The sequence below is a fragment of the Pseudomonas japonica genome, assembly GCF_013522925.1.
GTDB classification, from domain to species: Bacteria; Pseudomonadota; Gammaproteobacteria; order Pseudomonadales; family Pseudomonadaceae; genus Aquipseudomonas; species Aquipseudomonas japonica_A.
Genome location: NZ_JAAMQU010000009.1, coordinates 88,169 through 109,164, shown reverse-complemented (window position 1 = coordinate 109,164; position 20,996 = coordinate 88,169). Strand labels below are relative to the sequence as shown.

The 20,996-nt window shown below is 62.6% G+C and carries 17 protein-coding genes and 1 pseudogene; 12 read left to right on the top strand and 6 right to left on the bottom strand.

All coding sequences use genetic code 11. The annotated features are described in order from the left end of the window. Nucleotides 1-62: 62 nt before the first annotated feature. On the bottom strand, nt 63-536 hold the full coding sequence (locus G7016_RS15680; protein WP_181115977.1) for a cupin domain-containing protein: 474 nt from the start codon (nt 534-536) through the stop codon (nt 63-65). Nucleotides 537-698: 162 nt separating this feature from the next. Here G7016_RS15680 and G7016_RS15675 point away from each other — a divergent pair, with 162 nt between their 5' ends. Further along, nucleotides 699-3,689, top strand: a complete 2,991-nt coding sequence (locus G7016_RS15675; RefSeq protein ID WP_181115975.1) for an autotransporter outer membrane beta-barrel domain-containing protein — start codon at nt 699-701, stop codon at nt 3,687-3,689. 103 nt (nt 3,690-3,792) lie between these two features. Here the strand turns inward: G7016_RS15675 and G7016_RS15670 are convergent, their stop codons facing one another. From G7016_RS15670 to xylA, 4 genes are all read right to left on the bottom strand, one after another. Continuing rightward, nucleotides 3,793-4,929 carry a sugar ABC transporter permease gene (locus G7016_RS15670; RefSeq protein ID WP_181115973.1) on the bottom strand — a complete coding sequence of 379 codons (1,137 nt, stop codon included), beginning with the start codon at nt 4,927-4,929 and terminating at the stop codon, nt 3,793-3,795. Then, a complete protein-coding gene (gene xylG, locus G7016_RS15665; RefSeq protein WP_181115971.1) occupies nt 4,930-6,486 on the bottom strand; it encodes a D-xylose ABC transporter ATP-binding protein in 1,557 nt (518 codons plus the stop codon). 68 nt (nt 6,487-6,554) lie between these two features. After that, complete coding sequence (gene xylF / locus G7016_RS15660) at nt 6,555-7,556, bottom strand: D-xylose ABC transporter substrate-binding protein (RefSeq protein WP_181115969.1); 1,002 nt, start codon at nt 7,554-7,556, stop codon at nt 6,555-6,557. A 142-nt stretch (nt 7,557-7,698) separates the two neighbouring features. Then, nucleotides 7,699-9,015: a xylose isomerase gene (xylA, locus tag G7016_RS15655; RefSeq protein ID WP_181115967.1), complete on the bottom strand. Its 1,317-nt coding sequence runs from the start codon at nt 9,013-9,015 to the stop codon at nt 7,699-7,701. A gap of 153 nt (nt 9,016-9,168) precedes the next feature. Between xylA and G7016_RS15650 the strand changes: the two genes are divergently transcribed. From G7016_RS15650 to G7016_RS15615, 8 genes are all read left to right on the top strand, one after another. Beyond that, complete coding sequence (locus G7016_RS15650) at nt 9,169-10,353, top strand: XylR family transcriptional regulator (RefSeq protein WP_181115965.1); 1,185 nt, start codon at nt 9,169-9,171, stop codon at nt 10,351-10,353. 42 nt (nt 10,354-10,395) lie between these two features. Then, nucleotides 10,396-10,941 carry a histidine phosphatase family protein gene (locus tag G7016_RS15645; protein ID WP_181115963.1) on the top strand — a complete coding sequence of 182 codons (546 nt, stop codon included), beginning with the start codon at nt 10,396-10,398 and terminating at the stop codon, nt 10,939-10,941. Between the two features lie 120 nt (nt 10,942-11,061). Next, nucleotides 11,062-11,283, top strand: a complete 222-nt coding sequence (locus G7016_RS15640) for a VF530 family protein (RefSeq protein WP_181115961.1) — start codon at nt 11,062-11,064, stop codon at nt 11,281-11,283. A gap of 49 nt (nt 11,284-11,332) precedes the next feature. Then, nucleotides 11,333-11,794 carry an SRPBCC family protein gene (locus tag G7016_RS15635; protein WP_181115959.1) on the top strand — a complete coding sequence of 154 codons (462 nt, stop codon included), beginning with the start codon at nt 11,333-11,335 and terminating at the stop codon, nt 11,792-11,794. 154 nt (nt 11,795-11,948) lie between these two features. Continuing rightward, entirely contained in the window at nt 11,949-12,944 is a 996-nt protein-coding gene (locus tag G7016_RS15630) for an aldo/keto reductase (protein WP_181115957.1), read from the top strand. 249 nt (nt 12,945-13,193) lie between these two features. Next, on the top strand, nt 13,194-14,117 hold the full coding sequence (locus tag G7016_RS15625; protein ID WP_181115955.1) for a glycosyltransferase family 8 protein: 924 nt from the start codon (nt 13,194-13,196) through the stop codon (nt 14,115-14,117). 7 nt (nt 14,118-14,124) lie between these two features. Then, entirely contained in the window at nt 14,125-15,072 is a 948-nt protein-coding gene (locus tag G7016_RS15620; protein WP_181115953.1) for a glycosyltransferase family 2 protein, read from the top strand. A gap of 29 nt (nt 15,073-15,101) precedes the next feature. Beyond that, entirely contained in the window at nt 15,102-16,067 is a 966-nt protein-coding gene (locus tag G7016_RS15615; RefSeq protein ID WP_308812176.1) for a glycosyltransferase family 8 protein, read from the top strand. 49 nt (nt 16,068-16,116) lie between these two features. On the opposite strand, the gene paaX is transcribed toward G7016_RS15615, so the two are convergent. Next, nucleotides 16,117-17,040 (bottom strand): phenylacetic acid degradation operon negative regulatory protein PaaX, encoded by a 924-nt coding sequence (gene paaX, locus G7016_RS15610; protein ID WP_181115949.1) that lies wholly within the window; start codon nt 17,038-17,040, stop codon nt 16,117-16,119. A 262-nt stretch (nt 17,041-17,302) separates the two neighbouring features. On the opposite strand from paaX, the gene paaG reads away from it, so the two are divergent. From paaG to paaK, 3 genes and pseudogenes are all read left to right on the top strand, one after another. Further along, nucleotides 17,303-18,106, top strand: coding sequence for a 2-(1,2-epoxy-1,2-dihydrophenyl)acetyl-CoA isomerase PaaG (paaG, locus tag G7016_RS15605; RefSeq protein WP_181115947.1), 804 nt, complete (start codon nt 17,303-17,305; stop codon nt 18,104-18,106). A gap of 1 nt (nt 18,107) precedes the next feature. Continuing rightward, nucleotides 18,108-19,652 carry a 3-hydroxyacyl-CoA dehydrogenase PaaH gene (gene paaH, locus G7016_RS15600; protein WP_181115945.1) on the top strand — a complete coding sequence of 515 codons (1,545 nt, stop codon included), beginning with the start codon at nt 18,108-18,110 and terminating at the stop codon, nt 19,650-19,652. Then, a pseudogene (paaK, locus tag G7016_RS15595) lies at nt 19,649-20,984 on the top strand (phenylacetate--CoA ligase PaaK). Before paaH ends, paaK begins: the two are co-directional and overlap by 4 nt. The last annotated feature ends 12 nt before the right edge of the window (nt 20,985-20,996 follow it).

Genomic DNA, 20,996 nt, shown 5'->3' with positions numbered 1-20,996 from the left:
TTTCGCGAAGCTTTCGCGCCCATGAAAGTTTATTCAGTGCATGAGCCTGCATCAATACAGCGCTAGTACGGCGTTCCGTCCGTGTGTGCGAAGAACCAGCCGCCATCCGTGGTTTTCACGGCCTGTAGATCATCGTCGGGGTAGTTCACCGTGTCGCCCGAGGTGCGGTCACCGACTTCCAGAATCACACATACCGCATCGGTGTGGTTTTCCAGGTGATGAGGTTCGCCGTTGGCGGCAAAGCCGGCCACCTGTCCGGGTTCAAGCACTGTAACCACTTGCCCGGTGAACAGCGTGGGCCTGCCTTCGAGCACATAGATAAACTCGTCCTGGCGCGAATGCTGGTGATGCAGCGCCGAAACGCCTCCAGGCGCGAGGTGCACCAGGTTCACGCCAAAGTTTCTCAGCCCGAAGAGATCCCCCAGCGGCCGCTTGATCCGCTGGCCCATGGCCGAGGCGAAGGGTTCGGGGTAGTTGCTGGGCTTGTCGCGCGCCGGTGCCTGCGCTGCGGTTATGGCCTTGGGCGTGTCGTTCATGCGGGTTTCTCCGGGTAAGGACTACGAGCCGTGAAGCACAACCGCTTCAACGTAGCGGCCCGGTAAGCATCGGGAGACACATCACTGCGGAATGTATCAATAAAACCGTAATATCGCCTTGCCATAGTGGCCAGCTTCAAATTGCCCCTCATGGTCCCCTTCATGCTTTTTACGCCCCACCGTCTGGCCCTTTCTGTCGCCTTGGGCAGCGCTGCCTTCGCACCATTCGCCTGTGCTACGAACTACGAGATCACCGGCGCTCGCACAAGCACCCTGGAGCTGAACAAGGTCGATAGCCTGCAGGTAACGCCAAGCGCAAGCATCGTGGCCAGCGATGACGACGGGGTGATCCTGCCCAAGCACACCAGCGGCAACACCCTCACGGTCACCAACGCCGGGATCATCCGCTCCACCGATGGCCGCGGGATCGACACCAAGGACAACGGCACCGACGTCAGCCATTACGTGATCAACAACCTGGCAGGCGGGTTGATACAGGGCACTAACGACGGCATCCGCTTCCAGACCAACCCCACCGCCGGCGGCACGCTGGCCATCGTCAACGCGGGCACCATCCAATCAACGGAAGAAGGCCAGGCCATCGACCTCGAAGCGCTGGACAATCCGGCGTTCACCACCACCGTGGTCAACCAGGCCACGGGGGTAATCCATGCCGTGGGCAATGACGCCATCAAGACGGGCTCCAACGCGGTGGTCACCAATTACGGGCTAATCTATACCGACACCGCGCCGCAGAACGCCAACGGCCTGGACCAGAAGTACGATGGCATCAAGATCGACGAGTCCACCGGCGTGACCGTCTACAACTACGGCACCATCAGCGCCGATCGACACGGCATCGATCTGAAAACCGACGCCACCCTCTACAACTACGCCAGCGCCAGCATCACCGGGCGTAATGGTTCGGGCTTCGGCTCCGACGGCAGCGGCACCGTGTACAACTACGGCACCCTCACTGGCGCTGTCGCCGACGGCAAGCTCAACGGTGACGGCGACGGCGTAGACATCGACCTGGTGGGCTACGTGTACAACGAAGGCACCATTCAGGGCCTGGGCGCCAAGGGCGTGGACAGTGGAGGCCGCCCAAACAACAGCGAGGGGATCGCCATGGGCGGCGGTACCCTCATCAATACCGCCAGCGGGGTGATCCGCAGCGTAGACAACGGGATTCTGGTGGATGACGGCGCCGAGGGCTCCGGCGTGGCAGCTACCACTATCACCAACGCTGGCCTGATCGAAGGCGAAAGCGGCTTCGGCATCAAACTGATCGGCAACTATGCCGACACCGTGAGCAACAGCGGCACCATCACGGGCGGTAACGGGTTGGCACTGAGCATGGGCGCTGGCGACGACAGGGTTATCCTCGATACCCGCGGTGTGTTCAGTGGCCTGGTCGACGGTGGCGAAGGTATCGATACCCTCACGCTCGGCGGCATGGGCAGTGGTGCCTTTGGCAACAGCGCAAATTTCGAAACACTGTGGGTGGCCAGTGGCAGCTGGACCCTGACCAGCGTGGGCGACTTCAGCCAGGGTGGGGAAGTCAAAGCCGGCGCCACGTTGATCAACCAAGGCAGCGTGCTTGGCGAGTTGCTGGTGGATACCGGGGCAACTTACGCGGGGGGCGGCTCGGTGGGCGGGCTGACGGTCAATGGAACGCTGCTGAGCAACACAGGGCTGGGTGTGGCCACGGTCACTCGCGACTTGAACATGAGCAGCGGCGCCACCCTGGCCTATGGCGTGAACGCCGATGGCAGCAGCGCGCCCCTGAACATCGGCGGCACCGCCAACCTCAACGGCGCAACGTTGCGCATTCAGCCTTCCGTAGGGGATTACCCATGGCAGAGCCAGTACACCGTGTTGACCGCAGTCGCTGTCAACGGCACCTTCGGCCAGGTCACCAGCGACTATGCCTTCCTCACGCCTACGCTTACCTACGCCAGCACCTCGGTGGGCCTGCGCTACACCCGTAACGACGTTGCCTTCGAGCAGTACGCACGCACCGGTAACGGCGGCGCCGCCGCGCGTAGCCTCGCCACGCTGGGCACGGGCAGTACGCTCTATAGCGCCTTGCTAGGCACGTCCACCGCGACGGCCAGCACTGCCATTGAGCAACTGGCCGGGAGCAGCAGCGCCAACCTGGCCGCCGCTACCCTCAGCGGCAGCAGCCAGGTCGCTACTACCATGCTCGGTGCCATGCAATCCATGGGTAGCAGTGGCGGCTTGCTTGTGGGCATGAACGACGAACAAACACCCACGCTTGCGGCTACCGGCGTGCCCGAAAGCGTGCGCAACCTCAACGACCCCAACGCACGCGGCCGGCTGTGGGCCCAAGGGTTGAGCAGCTATGGAAAAGTGGATGGCAGCCATGGCAGCAGTGGCCTCGAACAACGTACTGGCGGTGGGGTGCTGGGGTTGGATTGGGCTGCGGGGAGCGATTGGCGCCTGGGTGTGCTCGGCGGCTACTCCCGCACCCGGCTGGATGCCACTGGCGCGGACGGCCATCTGGACAGCTGGCATGCCGGTTTGTATGCCCTGCGCCAAGCCGGCCCGCTCGCCCTGCGGCTGGGCGCGGCCTACAGCAGCCATGACGGTGACAGCACGCGAAGTGTGCGCTTCGGCACTTTCGACGAGCGCCTGAAGAGCAACTATGACGCTGACAGCCAGCAGGCCTTCGCCGAACTGGGTTACGCCATGGGCAGTGGCCGCCTGAGCGCCGAGCCCTTCGCCAACTTGGGCTACCAGCGCTACCACCGCGACGGCTACCGGGAAAAAGGCGGGGACGCGGCGCTGGCAGTGGAGTCCGATACCCAACACAACTTTTCCAGCACCTTCGGCGTGCGGTTGGCGCATCTGGGGTATCTGGACAACGGCATGAGCCTCACCCCACGCGCCACCCTGGGCTGGCGCCACACCTATGGCAGCGTGAACAGCCAGACCCGCCAAGCCTTTATTGCCGGCGGCGATGGGTTCAGCGTAGAAGGCAGCGCCTTGGACCGCGATACCCTGGTGGCCGAAGCGGGCCTGACCCTGGGCGTCAGCGCCCGGCAAACGGTGGGCCTCGGATACAGCGGCGAACTGGGCAGCAACAGCCGCAACCACGCCGTGGTAGGGGAGTGGTCGCTCAGGTTCTGAGCCTGGTCCGCTTCCGCGCCTTGCTTGTTCCCGGGCTTCGCCCGGTCCTACTCGGGTTCAGCGCGGGCCCAGGTAGGAGCTGGCGCCAGCCTGCGAACGGTGGCTATCGCCTACCGGCCCGGGTACTCACGTCCACCCACACCGCCAGCACCAGGATGCTGCCCTTGACGATCATCTGCCAGTAGCTGTCCACGTCGAGCATCGACATGCCGTTGTCCAGGCTGGTGATCACCAAGGCGCCGAGCAGCGCGCCGTACACGGTGCCGGAGCCGCCGCGCATGGAGGTGCCGCCGATGAAGCACGCGGCGATGGCGTCCAGTTCGCCCATGTTGCCGGCCGACGGTGAGCCCGCGGCCAGGCGCGCAGTGTTTACCAGCCCGCCCAGGGCGCACATCACGCCCATGATGCCGAAGATCCACAGCTTCACCGCCTGCACGTTGATGCCTGACAGGCGCGTGGCTTCCATGTTGCTGCCTACCGAATAAATGCGGCGGCCGAACACGGTCTGGCTGGTGACGTAGCTGAACACGCCGAACAGAATCAACAGCAGCAGCACGGGTACCGGGATGCCGTCGTAGTGGTTAAGGGTGGTTACGAACCCCGCCAGCACCGCGCCGATCGCTACCACCCGGGTAACGTCCCGGATCAGCGCGTGTGGCGCCAAGCCGTGAAGCGCGCGGTTGCGCCGTTGCTTCCAGGTGAGGAACACCGCCAGTACAAACAGCAGCACGCCCAGCGCTACGCCTGCCGTGGGCGGCAGGTAACCTTGGCCCACATACACCAGTGCCGGCGACACCGGGGCGATGGTGGTACCACCGGTGATCCCCAGCAGCACGCCGCGGAAGGCCAGCATGCCGCCCAGGCCCACGATGAACGAGGGAATGCGCAGGTACGCCGTCATGGCGCCGTTGGCGATGCCGATCACCAGCCCGCACAGCGCCACTATTCCCAGGTTAGCCACCAGCGGAACGTGATAGATCACGTCCAGAATCGCCGCCAGCCCGCCCAGCAGACCAAGCTGCGAGCCCACCGACAGGTCGATCTCGCCACTGATGATCACCAGCACCATGCCGCACGCCAGGATCCCGGTGATGGACATCTGCCGCAGCAGGTTGGAGAGGTTGCGCGGCGTAATGAAGCCGCCTTCGGTTTGCCAGCTGAAGAACAGCCAGATGATCGCCACGGCAATCACCAGGGCGAGCATCTTGTAGCGGGTAAAGAGTTGTTTGACCTGGTTCATCTACGCAGACTTCCGGTTGTCAGGGTTCTGGCCGTCGGGGTGGCTGAGCGCGGCGGCCAGCACCTGTTCCTGGCTCAGTTCATGGTTGATGAAGTCGCCGCGCAGCTGGCCTTCGCCGATCACCAGCACCCGGTCGGACACGCCCAGCACTTCGGCCAGCTCCGAGGACACCATGATGATCGACACGCCCTGGGCCGCCAGCGCGCCCATGAGCTTGTAGATCTCGTACTTGGCGCCCACGTCTACGCCGCGGGTGGGTTCATCGAGTATCAGCACCTTGGGTTGGGTGAGCAGCATCTTGGCCAGCACCGCCTTCTGCTGGTTACCACCCGACAGGCTGGTGATCGGCAGGAAGGGGCTGGCGGTCTTGAGGTGCATGCGGGCGATTTCCTCGTCCACGCTGCGCAGCTCCGCCTCGGCGTCGATCCGGGTGAGGCGGGCGTAGTTATCGAGCACGGCCAGGGTGATGTTATGGCCCACGCCCAGGTCCGGGATGATGCCCTGGCGCTTGCGGTCCTCGGGCACCATGCACAGGCCGGCGCGGATGGACTTGAGCGGCGTGCGAGTATCGATGCGTTGCCCTTCCAGCCACACTTCGGCCTCATAGCGCCCGGGGTAGGCGCCGAACAGCGCGGACACCAGTTCCGTACGGCCGGCGCCTACCAACCCGGCAATCCCGAGGATTTCACCGCGTTTTAGCTTGAACGAAATGTCGTCCACGCGTTTGCGCCGGGGGTTGTCCACGTCGTAGCAGGTCACGTGGCGCGCCTCGAAAATCACCTCGCCCACCTCATGGGGCTCGGTGGGGTACAGGCTGCTCATTTCGCGCCCCACCATTTGCGTGATGATCTGCGCAATGTCCATGTCCGCCATGGCGGTGGTCGCGATGTGTTTGCCGTCACGGATCACCGAAATGGTGTCGCACACCGCCGCCACTTCATCGAGCTTGTGGGAGATGTACACGCAGGCCACGCCCTTGGCCTTGAGGTCGCGGATGATATCCAGCAGCACCTCGATCTCCGACCGGGTGAGGGCAGAGGAGGGCTCATCGAGTATCAGCAAGCGCGCCTGCTTGTTCAGCGCCTTGGCGATTTCCACCAGCTGCTGGTAGCCGCCGCCATACTGAGACACCGGCAACGCCACGTTCATGTCCGGCACCTTGAGCTCGCGCATCAAGGCTTCGGCGCGGTGGAACATCGCCGGGTAATTCATACGCCCGCCGGGCAAGGTGAGCTCGTGGCCCATGAAGATGTTCTCGGCCACCGACAGGTCGGGCACCAGGGTCAGCTCCTGGTGAATGATCACGATCCCGGCGGCTTCGGTTTCGCTGATCGACTGCGCCCTCAGCGGCTGGCCGTCCCAGAGGATCTCGCCTTCCCAGGTACCGTAGGGGTACACCGCCGACAGCACCTTCATCAGCGTGGACTTGCCGGCGCCGTTCTCGCCGCACAGGCCCACGCATTCGCCTGGTTTTACCCGGATGTCGATGCCATTGAGGGCTTTCACACCGCCAAAGCTTTTGACGATGCCGTTCATTTGCAACAGGTAGTCAGGCATGGCAACTCACTCGCGCATAGGCCACAGGGGGTGCGCTCGGCAGGGCGCCGAGCGTGTCCGCTAACAGGTCATTGCCCGGCGATCTGCGCCTTGGTGTAGAAGCCGTCCTTTTCCAGCAGGTCGATGTTGTCCTTGGTGAGCGGGGTAGGGGTGAGCAGGATGGTGTCCACCTTCTTGGCGCCGTTGTCGTATTGCGAGCTGTAGCTGGGCTTCTCGTTGCGCGCCAGTTGCACCGACAGCTTGGCGGCCTCGGAGGCGATCAGCTTCAGCGGCTTGTACACGGTCATGGTCTGGGTGCCATCGAGTACACGCTTCACTGCGGCAAGGTCAGCGTCCTGGCCGGAAATAGGCACCTTGCCGGCCAGCTTCTGCGCCGCCAGGGCCTGGATCGCGCCGCCGGCGGTAGCGTCGTTGGAGGCGACGATGCCATCAATCTTGTTGTTGTTCCGGGTAAGGGCGTTTTCCACGATGCTGAGCGCTTCGGTGGGGTTCCACTCTTTCACCCACTGCTGGCCTACAACCTTGATATCGCCGCGGTCGATGGCCGGCTGCAGCACTTTCATCTGGCCTTCGCGCAGCACCTTGGCGTTGTTGTCCGTGGGGGCGCCACCGAGTAGGAAGTAATTACCCTTCGGCGCCGCTTGCAATACACCGCTGGCCTGCATCTCGCCGACCTTTTCGTTATCGAAGGAAATGTACGCGTCGATATCGGCATTGAGGATCAGCCGGTCGTAGGACACCACCTTGATCCCGGCCTTCTTGGCCTCGGACACGGCGTTGGTGAGCACGGTGGCGTTGAAGGGCACGATCACGATCACATCCACGCCACGGGAGATGAGGTTCTCGATCTGGGAAATCTGCTTCTGCTCGTTGGCATCGGCGGACTGCACGAACACCTTGGCGTCCATCTTCTCTGCCGCGGCCACGAAGTAGTCCCGGTCCCGGGCCCAGCGTTCCAGGCGCAGGTCGTCGATGGAGAAACCGATTTTCGGGTGGGCGGAATCCGCCATCACCGGTAGCGACAGCAAGGCCAGCGCGCTGGCGAGCAAAGTACGTTTGAGCGTATTCATAAAGGTGCGTCCTTTTATTGTTGTTGGAGACACGTGCGAAACAAACTCGAGGTGCCGCTGAAACTGTAGAGAGTAGCGAAGCGCCGCGCGCAGAGAATTGTCGCGACAATGTAACGGCCCGCGGCAGGCCTCGCTATGGCACTTATGGATAGATAAACCGGTTTACCACCCCTTCGAGCATTTCCTGGCGGCCGCTCACGGCGTGTGGATCGATCGCGTTGGTGAACGCATGCTCGGCCAGGGACTCGAGGCTGAACTCGCCTGCCAGCACCTTCTGGCCGAACGGGGCTTTCCAGCCGGCGTAGCGCTGATCCTTGAAGCGTTGCAGTTCATCGTTCTGCACCATCGCCGCCGCGCGCTCAAGCGACAGCGCGAGCACGTCCATGGCGGCGACGTGGCCGTAGAACAGGTCGACTTCGTCCAGGCTCTGGCGCCGTACTTTCGAGTCGAAGTTGAAGCCGCCGTGGGTGAAGCCGCCGGCCTTGAGGATTTCATAGGTGGCCAGGGTCAGCTCTTCCACGCTGTTGGGGAACTGGTCGGTATCCCAGCCGTTCTGCGGGTCGCCGCGGTTGGCGTCGATGCTGCCGAAAATCCCCAGGGAAGCGGCCGTGGCGATTTCGTGCTGGAAGCTATGGCCCGCCAAGGTGGCGTGGTTAGCCTCGATGTTGACCTTGATCTCTTTCTCCAGGCCAAACTGCTGCAAAAAGCCGAATACCGTGGCGCTGTCGTAGTCGTATTGGTGTTTGGTGGGCTCCTGCGGCTTGGGCTCGATCAGCAGGTCGCCCTTGAAGCCGATCTTGTGCTTGTGTTCCACCACCATGCGCATGAACCGTCCCAGCTGCTCGCGCTCCTGTTTCAGGTCGGTATTGAGCAGGGTTTCGTAGCCCTCACGGCCACCCCACAGCACGTAGTTGGCGCCTTTGAGCCGCTGGGTAGCGTTTAGCGCGCTGCACACCTGGGCGGCGGCGAAGGCGAACACTTCAGGGTCGGGGTTGCTGGCGGCACCGGCGGCGAATCGCGGGTTGCTGAAGCAGTTGGCCGTGCCCCATAGCAGCTTGATGCCGCTCTGCTCCTGATGGCGTTCGAGCTGGTCGACCATTTCTGCAAAATTGTTGCGGTATTCACGGATCGAAGCGCCTTCCGGGGCCACGTCCGTGTCGTGGAAGCTGTAATAGTCCACGCCCAGCTTGGAGAAGAACTCGAACGCTGCCTCGGCCTTGGCGATGGCCATTTCCATGGGCGCGGCGGGCCGCTGCCACGGGCGTTTGAAGGTGCCCGAGCCGAAAACATCCGACCCTGGCCATACGAAGGTGTGCCAATAGCATACGGCCATGCGCAGGTGCTCGCGCATGGGCCTGCCCAGCACCAGCTTGTCGGCGTCGTAATAGCGGAAGGCGAGCGGCGCGTCGCTGGACGGGCCCTCATAGCGAATCTTGTCTATACCCGGGAAGTGCGCCATTGCGATGTCCTTGTTGTTTTTGTCGGTGGGCCAAGGCTAACAATGCGCCGGTGGGGCGCGATTATGAAAATCACCAGCGCAGGGTTCGATTTTGCGTATTGCCGTTGCCCACCGGCGGGCCTAGGCTGTGCGCATCGGCCCAGGGTACCCACAATGAAAACAACGCCCCCCGTTCACCGCATTGCCCTGTTGTTCAACGGCAGCAAGATCTACGACCGCGGCATCATTACCGGCATCGGTAACTACCTCAGCAGCACCCGCGCCTCCTGGGACCTGTTCCTGGAAGAGGACTACCTCTGCCGCCTGCGGGGTATAGAGCGCTGGCAGGGCGACGGCATCATTGCCGACTTCGACGACCCGCTGATCGGTGAAGCACTGGCGGGTAGCACGCTGCCAGTGGTCGCGGTGGGGGGCTCCTACCAGGACGCTAGCGCTTACCCCCGGCACATTCCCTACGTAGCCACCGACAACGCGGCCATGATCAAACTGGCCTACGACCACTTGATCGAAGCCGGGCTTACCCGCTTTGCCTGTTTCAGCTTGCCGCCGGTACAAGCCAACCGCTGGGCACTTGAGCGGGAAAACGCTTTCCGCCAACTGATGCAGCGCGATGGCTTACACGCCGAGGTGTATCGCGGCCTGGGCACCAGCGCACCGCTGTGGGACAGCGCCGTGGAACAGCAGATTGCCTGGCTGCGCAGCCTGCCCAAGCCGATCGGTATCATCGCCGTGACCGACGCCCGCGCCCGTCAGTTATTACAGGCCTGCCTTACCGCTGGCATCGCGGTACCCGAGCAGGTGGCGCTGATCGGCATCGACAACGACCCGCTCACCCGAACGCTTACCCGGGTGCCGCTGAGTTCGGTGATCCAGGGCACCGAAACCATGGGCCGCACCGCCGCGCACCTGCTTCACCAGATGCTCCACGGCATGCCATCCACCGGTACCCAGGTGCTGGTGCCGCCCGAGTCGATCAACGTGCAAGCGTCCAGCCTGCATCAGCCATTGGAAAACCCCTATGTGATGCAGGCGCTGCACTTTATCCGCCAGTACGCCTGCCAAGGCATCAAGACCGCCCAGGTGGCCGGTTACGTCGGTGTGTCGCGCTCTTCGCTGGAGGCGCACTTTCGCAAGGTGCGAGGGCGCAGCGTGCACGACGAAATACTGCGCTTCAAGCTGGCGGCGGCCGGCACCGAGCTGAAGAGCGCTGACCTGCCCATCGCCGATATCGCCCAGCGCTGCGGGTTCAAATCCGCGCAGTACCTGCACACAGTGTTCCGCCGGGAGTTCGGTTGCACGCCGCGCGAGTACCAGCAATTTCGCGGGCAACCTGCCTGAGGTACGCTGCGCGCCCGGCCATTACTACACAGAGGTACCCACATGGCGCTGCGGTTGACGCTGGTATGCCACGCCGCCACCCAGGCGCAGAAAGCCGCTTGTTTTCCTGCCGATGACCCTATCGTGTTCGATGGCCCGCTGCCGGCCGCCTTGCAAGCCATTGCCACGGGCAAGCGCACGCGCTTTATGCACGCACCCGAAGCACGGGCGCGGCAGACCGCCGAGCGGTTATCGGCCTGGTCGGAATGCGTGGATGCATTGCGCGACCTGGATTTCGGCCGCTGGCGGGGGCAAAGCATCGACGAGGTGGCCACCGCCGAGCCCGAGGCGCTCCAGGCGTGGCTTACCGGGTGGGAGGCCGCACCCCATGGCGGAGAAACCTTGGCCCAGTTGAACGGGCGGGTGGAGCGGTGGCTGGGCGAGCTGGCCGGGGAGGGCCATATCTTTGCGGTGACCCATCCCTCAGTGATGCGAGTGGCGTTGATGCGGGTGTTGAGTTGCCCACCACAGGCGTTTCACACCATCGACATCGCGCCATTGTCCACGCTCGACCTGCGTTTCAATGGCGTGTGGAGGCTGCGGCTGTAACCTTGAGTGTGCCTGTTCGGGAAAGCGCAGAGCATTTGTCATCCCACTAAGCCCGGCGTGCGGCGCGGCGCGAACTGCACTAAGCTGCGCCTTCCTTTTACCGCCCAACCTCAACAGGCCATGACCCAGACACCCAACAACCCCTTGCACGGCATTACGCTGGAAAACCTGCTTAACGAACTGGTGGCCCATTACGGCTGGCCCGAGCTGGCCAAGCGCGTAGACATCCGCTGCTTCAAGAGTGACCCCAGCATCAAATCCAGCCTCACCTTCCTGCGCAAAACCCCGTGGGCGCGCGAAAAGGTGGAAGCGCTGTTCGTGCAGCTTCGGCAGGGGCGATGACGAGCCCCAGGGGCTTATTTGTGTGCTGTCACTGAGGGAGTAGTGAGCCATGGCCAGGCGCCGCATTCTCATGACCATGCCTGCGTCCGCGCAGGCGACATTCGATGCTTTCCACGACCATAAGGCTCGACTGGCCTGGGATACCCTTTTGGACGGTGCCGACATCGAGGGCGGCCAGCGCTTTCCTGAGATCGGGGCAATCAGCCGCAATCCCGGGCGAGGCCTGGCGCGCTTTGTTGTGTTGCGCACCCGCTTCGTCAATTACGTACCAGGCAAGATGGCAGCTGCGGTGATCGTCGAGCCGGCCGGGCCCTTCGAATGGTGGGCCGCGTCTCTGCACCATCGTGATACTGGCGCGAACGAGTCGGAGCTGGCGTACACCTTCGACCTGCGCCTGCGGCCGCGGTGGATTGGGCGGGTGATGGACCGATTCGCCGCTGGCCTTTTCGAACGGGCGACCCGCAGGCGTTTCCGGGCCTTGGCGGAGTATTTACGAACGACGGGTGCCTGACCGCAGGCTCATTCATTCCCGTAGCAGCACGCCTTGGCGGCGACCGGCCCGCCAGCGGGGCCGATTATGCGGTGCAAGGTCGCAGGCCGGCCGCGTTGCTACATCGCACAGCGTGCATCCGCTACCCTGTTTCGGAATGTAAACAGGAGGCGCTATGAAATTTACCAAACTGGGCACCACAGGCCTGGACATCTCGCGGCTGTGCCTGGGCTGCATGACCTTCGGCGAGCCCGATGCCGGCACCCACCCCTGGACACTGGATGAGGACGCCAGCCGGCCGATCATCAAGCGCGCGGTGGAGCAGGGGATCAACTTCTTCGATACGGCCAACAGCTACTCCGCCGGCACGTCCGAACTCATTGTGGGCAAGCTGCTGAAGGCCTTCACCCGGCGAGAGGAAATCGTGGTGGCGACCAAGGTGTTCTTCCCGCCCGCCATGCTCGGTGGCTCAAGCCGGCCGAACGAACAGGGCCTGTCACGCAAGGCCATCATGGCCAATATCGACGCCAGCCTCACCCGCCTGGGCATGGACTACGTGGACCTCTACCAGATCCACCGCTGGGACTACCACACGCCCATCGAGGAAACCATGGAAGCGCTGCACGACGTGGTGAAGGCCGGCAAGGCCCGCTACCTCGGCGCGTCGTCCATGTTCGCCTGGCAGTTCGCCAAGGCCCAACAAGTGGCGAAGGAGCACAACTGGAGCCGCTTCGTCTCGATGCAGAACCACCTCAACCTGCTGTACCGCGAAGAAGAACGCGAAATGATCCCGCTGTGCCTCGACCAGGGCGTGGGCCTGATGCCGTGGAGCCCCTTGGCACGCGGCCGCTTGACCCGCCCTCATGGCCAGGAAACCGAGCGCACCCGCACCGACCTTTCCGGGCAGTCGTTCTACAACGCCACCGAAACTGAAGATGCCCGAGTGATCGGCGTGGTGGAGCAGATCGCCGCCGAACGCGGTGTGCCCATGGCGCAGGTCGGATTGGCGTGGGTGTTGGCCAAACGCGGCGTGTCGGCCCCTATCGTGGGCGCCTCGAAAGCCAGCCAACTGGACGATGCCGTGGCCGCGCTCGACCTTGAACTCACCGCCGACGAAATCCAGCGCCTTGAAGCGCCGTATGTGCCCCATGCGGTAAGCGGATTCAGCTAAGAAGGGATGCCTTTCGAGTAGGTCACGCTTGCGCAGGGGCAGGGGTGACCAGCTCATCGAAGGCAGACTGCTTCTGTAGAAACAGAATGTAATTTTTAGCTTAATGTCACGCTCTTGATACGTGTATGGCACTATGCTATAAAGCGCGCCATTTTTGTATCTATACGGATATAATCGGGCGTGAAAGTGGAAGGATATTCTCAGCTTTGTCATGAGCTACGCTTCACAACTCGGCTAATCAAGGAGCGCATGCGTTCTACGGCGCAGCCCCGCCATGTAGTGTTCGGGGTTGATTCCGCCTATTGCCCCCACGCGTGGGTGACGCTGTTGTCGGTGATACGCCATGAGCCGCCTGCTTCATGTCACTTTCATTTCATAACCTCAGATGAGCTCGGGCCATTTTTTGATGGTATAGCCTCGTTTGTTAATGAACTTTGTTGCAGTATTTCATTGCACAAAGTTGAGCTGGATGTGTTCGCAACACTGCCCGCCTGCCAGATATTCCCGCCTTCCATTTATCTTAGACTGTTAGCGCCCTATGTTTTAAAAGATGTCCAGCAGGCGCTTTACCTGGATGCTGACGTAGTATGTCTGAGGCCGCTGATAGAATTGTGGGCCGCATTGGAGGGTACCTGTGCGGTGGCGGCGGTTGCCGATGACACCCCCGTGGCTGCGGTCGAGCGCATCGACGCGCTAGGCTTGCAGGCACGGCGTTACTTTAATTCCGGCGTACTCTTCATGCACCTTGAGCGGTGGCGGGACTCCTGTGTGACCGAACAGGTTCTGGCGTGTGTAGGTGAATGGCAGCACGCCCTGAAGTACCCGGATCAGGATGCTCTGAATATCGTCCTTCAGGGGCGGATTAAGTATATTGATCCAAAGTTCAACACCCAGCTTCAGTTGGGTCGTCAGCGCACGGAGCTTTCGCCGGATACCGTGCTTTTGCACTACACAGGGGTGGATAAACCCTGGCAGGCATGGAATGACCAGCCTGCGGCAAAGTATTACCGGGAGGTCCGGGAGCAGTTGCCTTGGCACGATCGGCCTTACGATGTTCCTCATACCGCGCGCCAACTGAAACGGATGCAGAAATCTCGAATGCGCCAAGGCCGGATCGCGTCGGGTTTGTTCTGGATGATAAAACGCGGATTTCGAAAATTTGTTACACAGTAGAGAAAACATGATGCCAGCAGTCTTGTCCGACACCCGCCATCTCGTCTCCGTTGTGATGCCTTGTTACAACAATGCTCGTTACATCGAGGAGGCGCTGGCATCGGTTTTCGCTCAAACCTATCCTGAAATCGAGGTCATTGTAGTCGACGATGGTTCTACAGACGCCAGCCATGAGCTGCTGGTGGCCTTGCAACAGACGTACAGCTTCACGCTGCTGCAGCAACTTAACCAAGGCGTGAGCGCGGCGTTGAACCTCGGGCTGTCCGTAGCCAAAGGGGAGTACGTGGTTACTCCGGACTCTGACGACGTGCTATTGCCCGATGCGGTGGCCGTGCGGGTCGACTATCTGGAACGCCATCCCGGTGTGGGGCTGGTAGGCGGCAAGGTCATCTATACCAACGTCGCAGGTATTGAAACCAAGCGAGAGGCATTGCGAGGCATCGAGACCTACGGTTTTACGGAGGTATTAGGCTCGGCGATGGCCGTAGGGGCACCAGTGACCATGTACCGGATGGCAGCGCTGCGAGCTGTCGGCTTTTATGACCCGGCCATCCGCATCCAGGACTTCCAGATCACCCTGCGCGTGGCCAATGCTGGCTATGGCGTTGCCTGTCTTCCTGCATATATCACTCGGTATCGCCGCCATCCCGACAGCCTCTCGCGCAAATACCGACAGCAGCTGGATTACGACCTGGCAGCGATTGAGCCCTACCGCGAGCATCGTGCCTGGTCGGCCGGTCGCATGGCCGTGATCAATAAAGCACTCAAATACAGCGTGCGCCAGGATGCTGAGCTCAGTTGGATGCTTCTGCGATCAGCACCCTTGGGGGAATGGAACAGCGTGACAGTCAAGCGTGCAAAAGGCTTGCTGGCGTTCACGTTCAAAGTGCCTTTTACCCGAGCGGTCCAGGCGCTGGCTAGCTACGTACTAAATGGTCGAAGGAGTAACCAGTGACATTGCCGAATTTGTAAGAAACGTGCGGCATTCACCATTGGCAAATTGGCGCACCCCAGGTTGATGTACTGCACGTTGTATTCGGGGTGGATCAGCGTTTTTCACGACATGCAATGGTGACGCTTTTGTCTGTGCTGAGGGCTAATCCGGCAGAGGCTTTCCATTTTCACTTCATCAGCTTCGATCCTCTCACGTTCGACGATGTGCTGTCGGCGGTGTCCGAGTTGCGCTCTCCGAGATGCGCTATCACCAGCTACCAGGCACCGCCTCACATTTTCGCCGCATTACCAGAGTCTCCACATTTCCCGAAATCCGCCTGCCTACGGCTACTCGCGCCTTTCCTGCTGAGAGGCTGCGGCCGTGTGCTGTATCTGGATGCCGATATTGTCTGCCTGGGCCCCGTCCGACCTTTGTGGGATGCGGTTGAGCACAGCGAGCAGATAGTGGCAGTGGTAGAGGACTGTGCCGAAACAGTTGATCGCCAAGTGGCCGCGTTGGGGCTTGAGGGTCGGCGTTACTTCAATTCCGGCATGCTGTGTATTGATATTCCACGCTGGCTGGAGGGTACGGTTACCGAGCAGGTGCTGACTATTCTGCAAGTAGATGGCGGCTATTTGCGGTTTCCGGATCAGGACGCGCTCAATCAAGTACTCGAAGGCCGCAGCAAATACGTTGCCGGCTGCTACAACCAGCAATTCACGCTGGCACACGAGCCTCAGGATGAAGTGCGGCGTGTACCAAGCGGCACCGTCCTGTTGCATTACAGCGGCGTCGACAAGCCTTGGCAGGCCTGGAACGAACAGGCAGCGGTCGTTCACTACAGGCGACTACGGGCGAGCCTGCCATGGGCTGGTGAAGCGTTAGACATGCCACGCACTGGCCGTCAGGCGCGGCGTATGTACAAGCTCTGCTTCCGTCGCAAACGTTTATTGAAAGGGTGTTACTGGCTCGCTGTGCGGTGGAAGGCAGCACGCAAGCCCAGGACGGGTCGGTAGCCCCCTGCACCCAGGGGTTTGATGCTGAAGCGAGCCTTGAACGTCAACCCTAACGCAGCCCCCCGAAGCGTTCGTAGAACGCCGCCGACGGCGCCGGCACCGGGCCGTCGGCAGTTTCCAGCGCATCGTCGAGCCACTGCTCAGCGCCTTCATACAGCGCGCGGTAGAGGTTGCGGCACAGCTGCCGCGCCGCGCGCCCCTCCCACCCGCTGGGCAGTAACTCCTCTGGCAGCTCAGGGTCGCGCAGCACCAGCTTGCGATACTCGTGGATAAGCAGCAGCCGGGCGAGATAGCACGCCTGCGGATCGGGCGCTGGCGCCTCGCGCACGGCGGCCCAGAGCGGACGAAACAGGCCGAGGAATTCCTCGTAATGCTGGCCCAGCACATCTAGGTTCCAGCTTTCCCGTACCTGCAACTGTAGCGCCTTGGGGGCCAGCGCCTCGATGGCTTCGGTGCGGAACACAATCGCTTCGTCTTCCACGCCCAGCTCGCGCAGTGTGGCGAGCAGGTCGGCGCGATCGGCCCGTGGGCAGGCCATCACTCCCGCCGCCAGCGGGCCAAAGCCTTGCCATTCCAATTCCTGGCGCACTTCCTTGCGTTTTTCCGGCGTGGCCTGGGGCAGCATCACCAGGCTCCAGCGGCCGTCCCAGCCAGGTACCGCCGGGCGGTAAACCCGGCGGAACGCCTTCTCGAACCGGCGGCGGCCGGTGCCCGTGAGGCTGTAGTAACTGCGCCGGCCCGATTTCTCCGCAGTGAGCCATTGGTCCTTGGTCAGACGGAACACTGACGTGCGCACCAGGCGCTCGTTGATACCCATGGGCTCCAGCAGGCCGAACAAGCTGCCAAGCCACACCGTGCCGCCTCGCGGTTCAATGGCATCCCCATAAAGCGTCATGATCAACGAGCTGGCGCGAAGGGGCGTTTGCTGCGCGAAGCGCTGAATCAGGGTGTCGAGGGGCGCGAGGGTGCTCATGGGTCGTCTGCGTGGTGCGGGAGCGCGCACTATATCAGCTGAACCTCGATATGCCGTTTGGATGGTATCGCTTCGGTGCGCGCAAGGCCCCGGTGCGCAAGATTCAGCAACCGGTATACTCAGTAAAAAGATACAGAAACCGTAATTGTATGTTGAATAGCTGTATCGGATCTGGCAGCGTTCATCACACTGGGGCAATGGCTGCCTCCGATAACAATTCCAAGAGAGCGCGGCATTGACCGCGACAAGCCAGGAGGTCGCTATGCCTCACCCTCACGCCTATGAACATATTCTGTTCACGCTCGACAACGGCCTGGCCCATCTGAGCCTGAACCGGCCGGCCCAGCTCAACGCCTTCAATAGCCTGATGCAGGACGAAGTACGCGCGGCGCTGGAGTACGTACGCGGTGATGCCAGCGTGCGGGTGCTGTTGCTCACTGCTGAAGGCCGCGGCTTTTGCGCTGGTCAGGACCTGGCTGAACGCGCCGTTGCGCCGGGGGAGCAGGTGCCCGACCTTGGCGCGTCTATCGAGCGGTTCTACAACCCGTTGATCCGCACCCTTACCGAGTTGCCGCTGCCGGTGGTGTGCGCCGTCAATGGCGTGGCGGCGGGCGCCGGGGCGAACATTCCGCTGGCCTGTGACCTGGTGCTCGCCGGTCGCTCGGCCAGCTTCGTTCAGGCCTTCTGCAAGATCGGCCTGGTACCCGATTCTGGCGGCACCTGGATGCTGCCACGGCTGGTGGGCATGGCGCGGGCGAAGGCGATGGCCATGCTCGGTGAGCGGCTGTCGGCCGAGCAGGCGCTGGACTGGGGCCTGATCTACAAGGTGGTAGAGGACACGGCCCTGCGAGAGGAGGCCGTGGCCCTGGCCCGCCACTTGGCCACGCAGCCGACCTTGGGGCTGGGCCTGATCAAGCAGGCCCTGAACGCCAGCCTGGGCAATGGCTTTGAAGCGCAACTGGCGCTGGAGCGAGACCTGCAGCGCCAGGCCGGGCGCAGCGAGGACTACCGCGAAGGCGTGAATGCGTTCATGGCCAAGCGGCCCGCTGTGTTCAAGGGGTGCTGACATGGTGCTCAAGGACGATACCCTTGTGGCCGTGGTGGGCGCAGGCGCCATGGGGGCCGGCATCGCACAGGTAGCGGCACAGGCGGGCCACCGCGTGGTAGTGCATGACGCTCGGCCCGGCGCGGCCGCCCAGGCCATCGAAGGCATCCATGCGCAGCTTCAGCGCCAGGTGGCCAAAGGCAAGCTCAGCGGCGAGCGTTGCGAACAGGTGCGCATGGCACTGACCGCCGCCGAGCACCTCAGCGATGTAGCGGATGCAGGGCTGGTGATCGAAGCCATCGTAGAAGACCTCGGCGCCAAACGTGCGCTGTTTGCGGAGTTGGAGCAGCTGTGCCGACCCGATGCGATATTGGCCAGCAACACCTCTTCAATCGCCATCAGTGCCTTGGCGGCAGGGCTGCAACACCCGCAGCGGGTGGCCGGGCTGCACTTCTTCAACCCGGCGCCGGTGATGCCGCTGGTGGAAGTGGTGTCTGGCCTTGCCACGTCGCCTGCGGTCGCACAGGTGCTGTTCGACATGGCCGTGCGCTGGGGCAAGCGGCCCGTGCACGCCAAGTGTACCCCTGGCTTTATCGTGAACCGAGTGGCGCGGCCGTTCTATGCCGAGAGCCTGCGCCTGCTACAGGAAGGCGCCGCCGACTGCGCCACCCTCGACGCTGTACTGCGCGAGGCGGGTGGCTTTCGCATGGGGGCGTTCGAGCTGATGGATTTCATTGGCCACGATGTGAACTACGCCGTGACCTGCTCGGTATTCAACGCCTGCTATGGCGACACTCGTTACCAGCCTTCGTTACTGCAAAAAGCGCTGGTGGATGCCGGGCGGCTGGGCCGCAAGCGTGGCCAGGGCTTTTTCGATTATGCGCAGGGCAGCGCCCCGCCGGCGCCTGCCTGGATGGCGCCGTCCACACCAGTGACCGAATGCACGGTCGAAGGCGACCTCGGCCCAGCCCAGGGGTTGGTCGAGCGGCTTCGCTGGGCAGGCGTAACCGTGCACAACCGCCCTGGCGCGGGGCTGCTGCGGGTAGGCAGCGCGACCGTGGCGCTGGCTGATGGGCGGCTGGCCAGCGAACGGGCACGGGAGGAGGGCATCAACAACTTCGCTACCTTTGACCTGGCATTGGATTACCGCACCGCCAGCGCCCTTGCGGTCAGTTTCGGGCCGATCGAGGCGCACCCACGCGCCCAGGTGATCGGCCTGCTACAGGGCGCCGGCTTGAAGGTGGCAGTGCTGAGCGACACGCCGGGGCTGGCCGTGCTGCGTACCGTCGCAATGCTGGCGAACGAGGCCGCCGATACCGTGCTGCACGGTGTGGCGAGCGCTGCGGACGTCGACCTGGCGATGCGCGCCGGGGTGAATTACCCGCAAGGCCCGCTCGCCTGGGCAGATGCGCTGGGGCCCGGTTTCGTGCTGCGCACGCTGGCCAATCTGCAGGCGGCCTATGGCGAAGAGCGATACCGGCCTTCGCTGCTGCTGCGCCGCCTGTGCGCCACAGGCGGGTACTTCCACGCAGGCGCCCTCCTGCAAAACGCACAGGGTGAAGCATGAACATGGAGCTGAACGCCGACCGAGCCAAGCTGGACCCGCTGGAAAACTGCCAGTGTCGATGAACTGCGCCATCATCAATTGGCTCGGCTGCGCTGGAGCCTGGCCCATGCCTACGAGAACGTGCCGTTTTACCGCCAGCGCTTCGATGCGCTTGGCCTGCGGCCAGAGCACCTTGCCTCCCTGGACGATCTTGCACTGTTTCCGTTCACCGCCAAGAGTGACCTGCGCGACCACTACCCCTACGGTCTGTTTGCCGTGCCCCAGCGGGACATTGTGCGGTTGCACGCCTCCAGCGGTACCACCGGCAAACCCACCGTGGTGGGTTACACCCAGCATGACATCGATACCTGGGCGGGGCTGGTGGCACGGTCCATACGGGCCGGCGGCGGGCGCAAGGGCGACAAGGTGCATATCGCTTACGGCTATGGCCTGTTCACCGGCGGCCTTGGCGCTCACTACGGCGCCGAGCGGCTGGGGTGCACGGTAATCCCCATGTCAGGCGGACAAACCGAGAAGCAGGTGCAGCTTATCCGCGACTTGCAGCCAGACATCATCATGGTTACGCCGTCGTACATGCTCAACCTGGCCGACGAGATCGAACGCCAGGGCGTAGACCCCCGCAGCCTATCGCTACGCCTGGGCATTTTTGGCGCCGAGCCATGGACCGACGTCCTGCGCCAGGCGGTGCAGGCGCGCATGGGCATCACCGCGCTGGACATCTACGGCTTGTCGGAAATCATGGGGCCGGGCGTGGCCATGGAATGCCTGGAAACCCAGGATGGCCCCACGGTATGGGAAGACCACTTCTACCCGGAAATCATCGACCCCATCACCGGGGCTGTGCTACCGGACGGCCAATATGGCGAACTGGTGTTCACCACCCTGAGCAAGGAAGCCTTGCCGATGATCCGCTACCGCACCCGCGACCTCACCCGGCTGCTACCAGGAACCGCTCGCCCCATGCGGCGGATTGAGAAGATCACCGGCCGCAGCGACGACATGCTGATCGTGCGCGGGGTCAACGTATTCCCCACCCAGATCGAAGAGTTGGTGCTCAAGACGAAACAGCTGGCCGAGCTTTACGAAATCCACCTGTATCGGGATGGCAACCTGGATCATATGGACGTGCATGTGGAGTTCAGGCCCGAGCAGGCGCCTACGGATTGCGATACAGAGCAGCGCGTTGCGTTTGATCTTGCACGGCGGATCAAGACGTATGTGGGCATTTCGGTGCAGGTACGGGTGCAGCCTTGCCTGTCCCTCAGGCGCTCTGAAGGCAAGGCCTGCCATGTGTTCGATCGCCGTTCCAGCCGTGATACGCTTTTAACGTGATACGCCAATAAA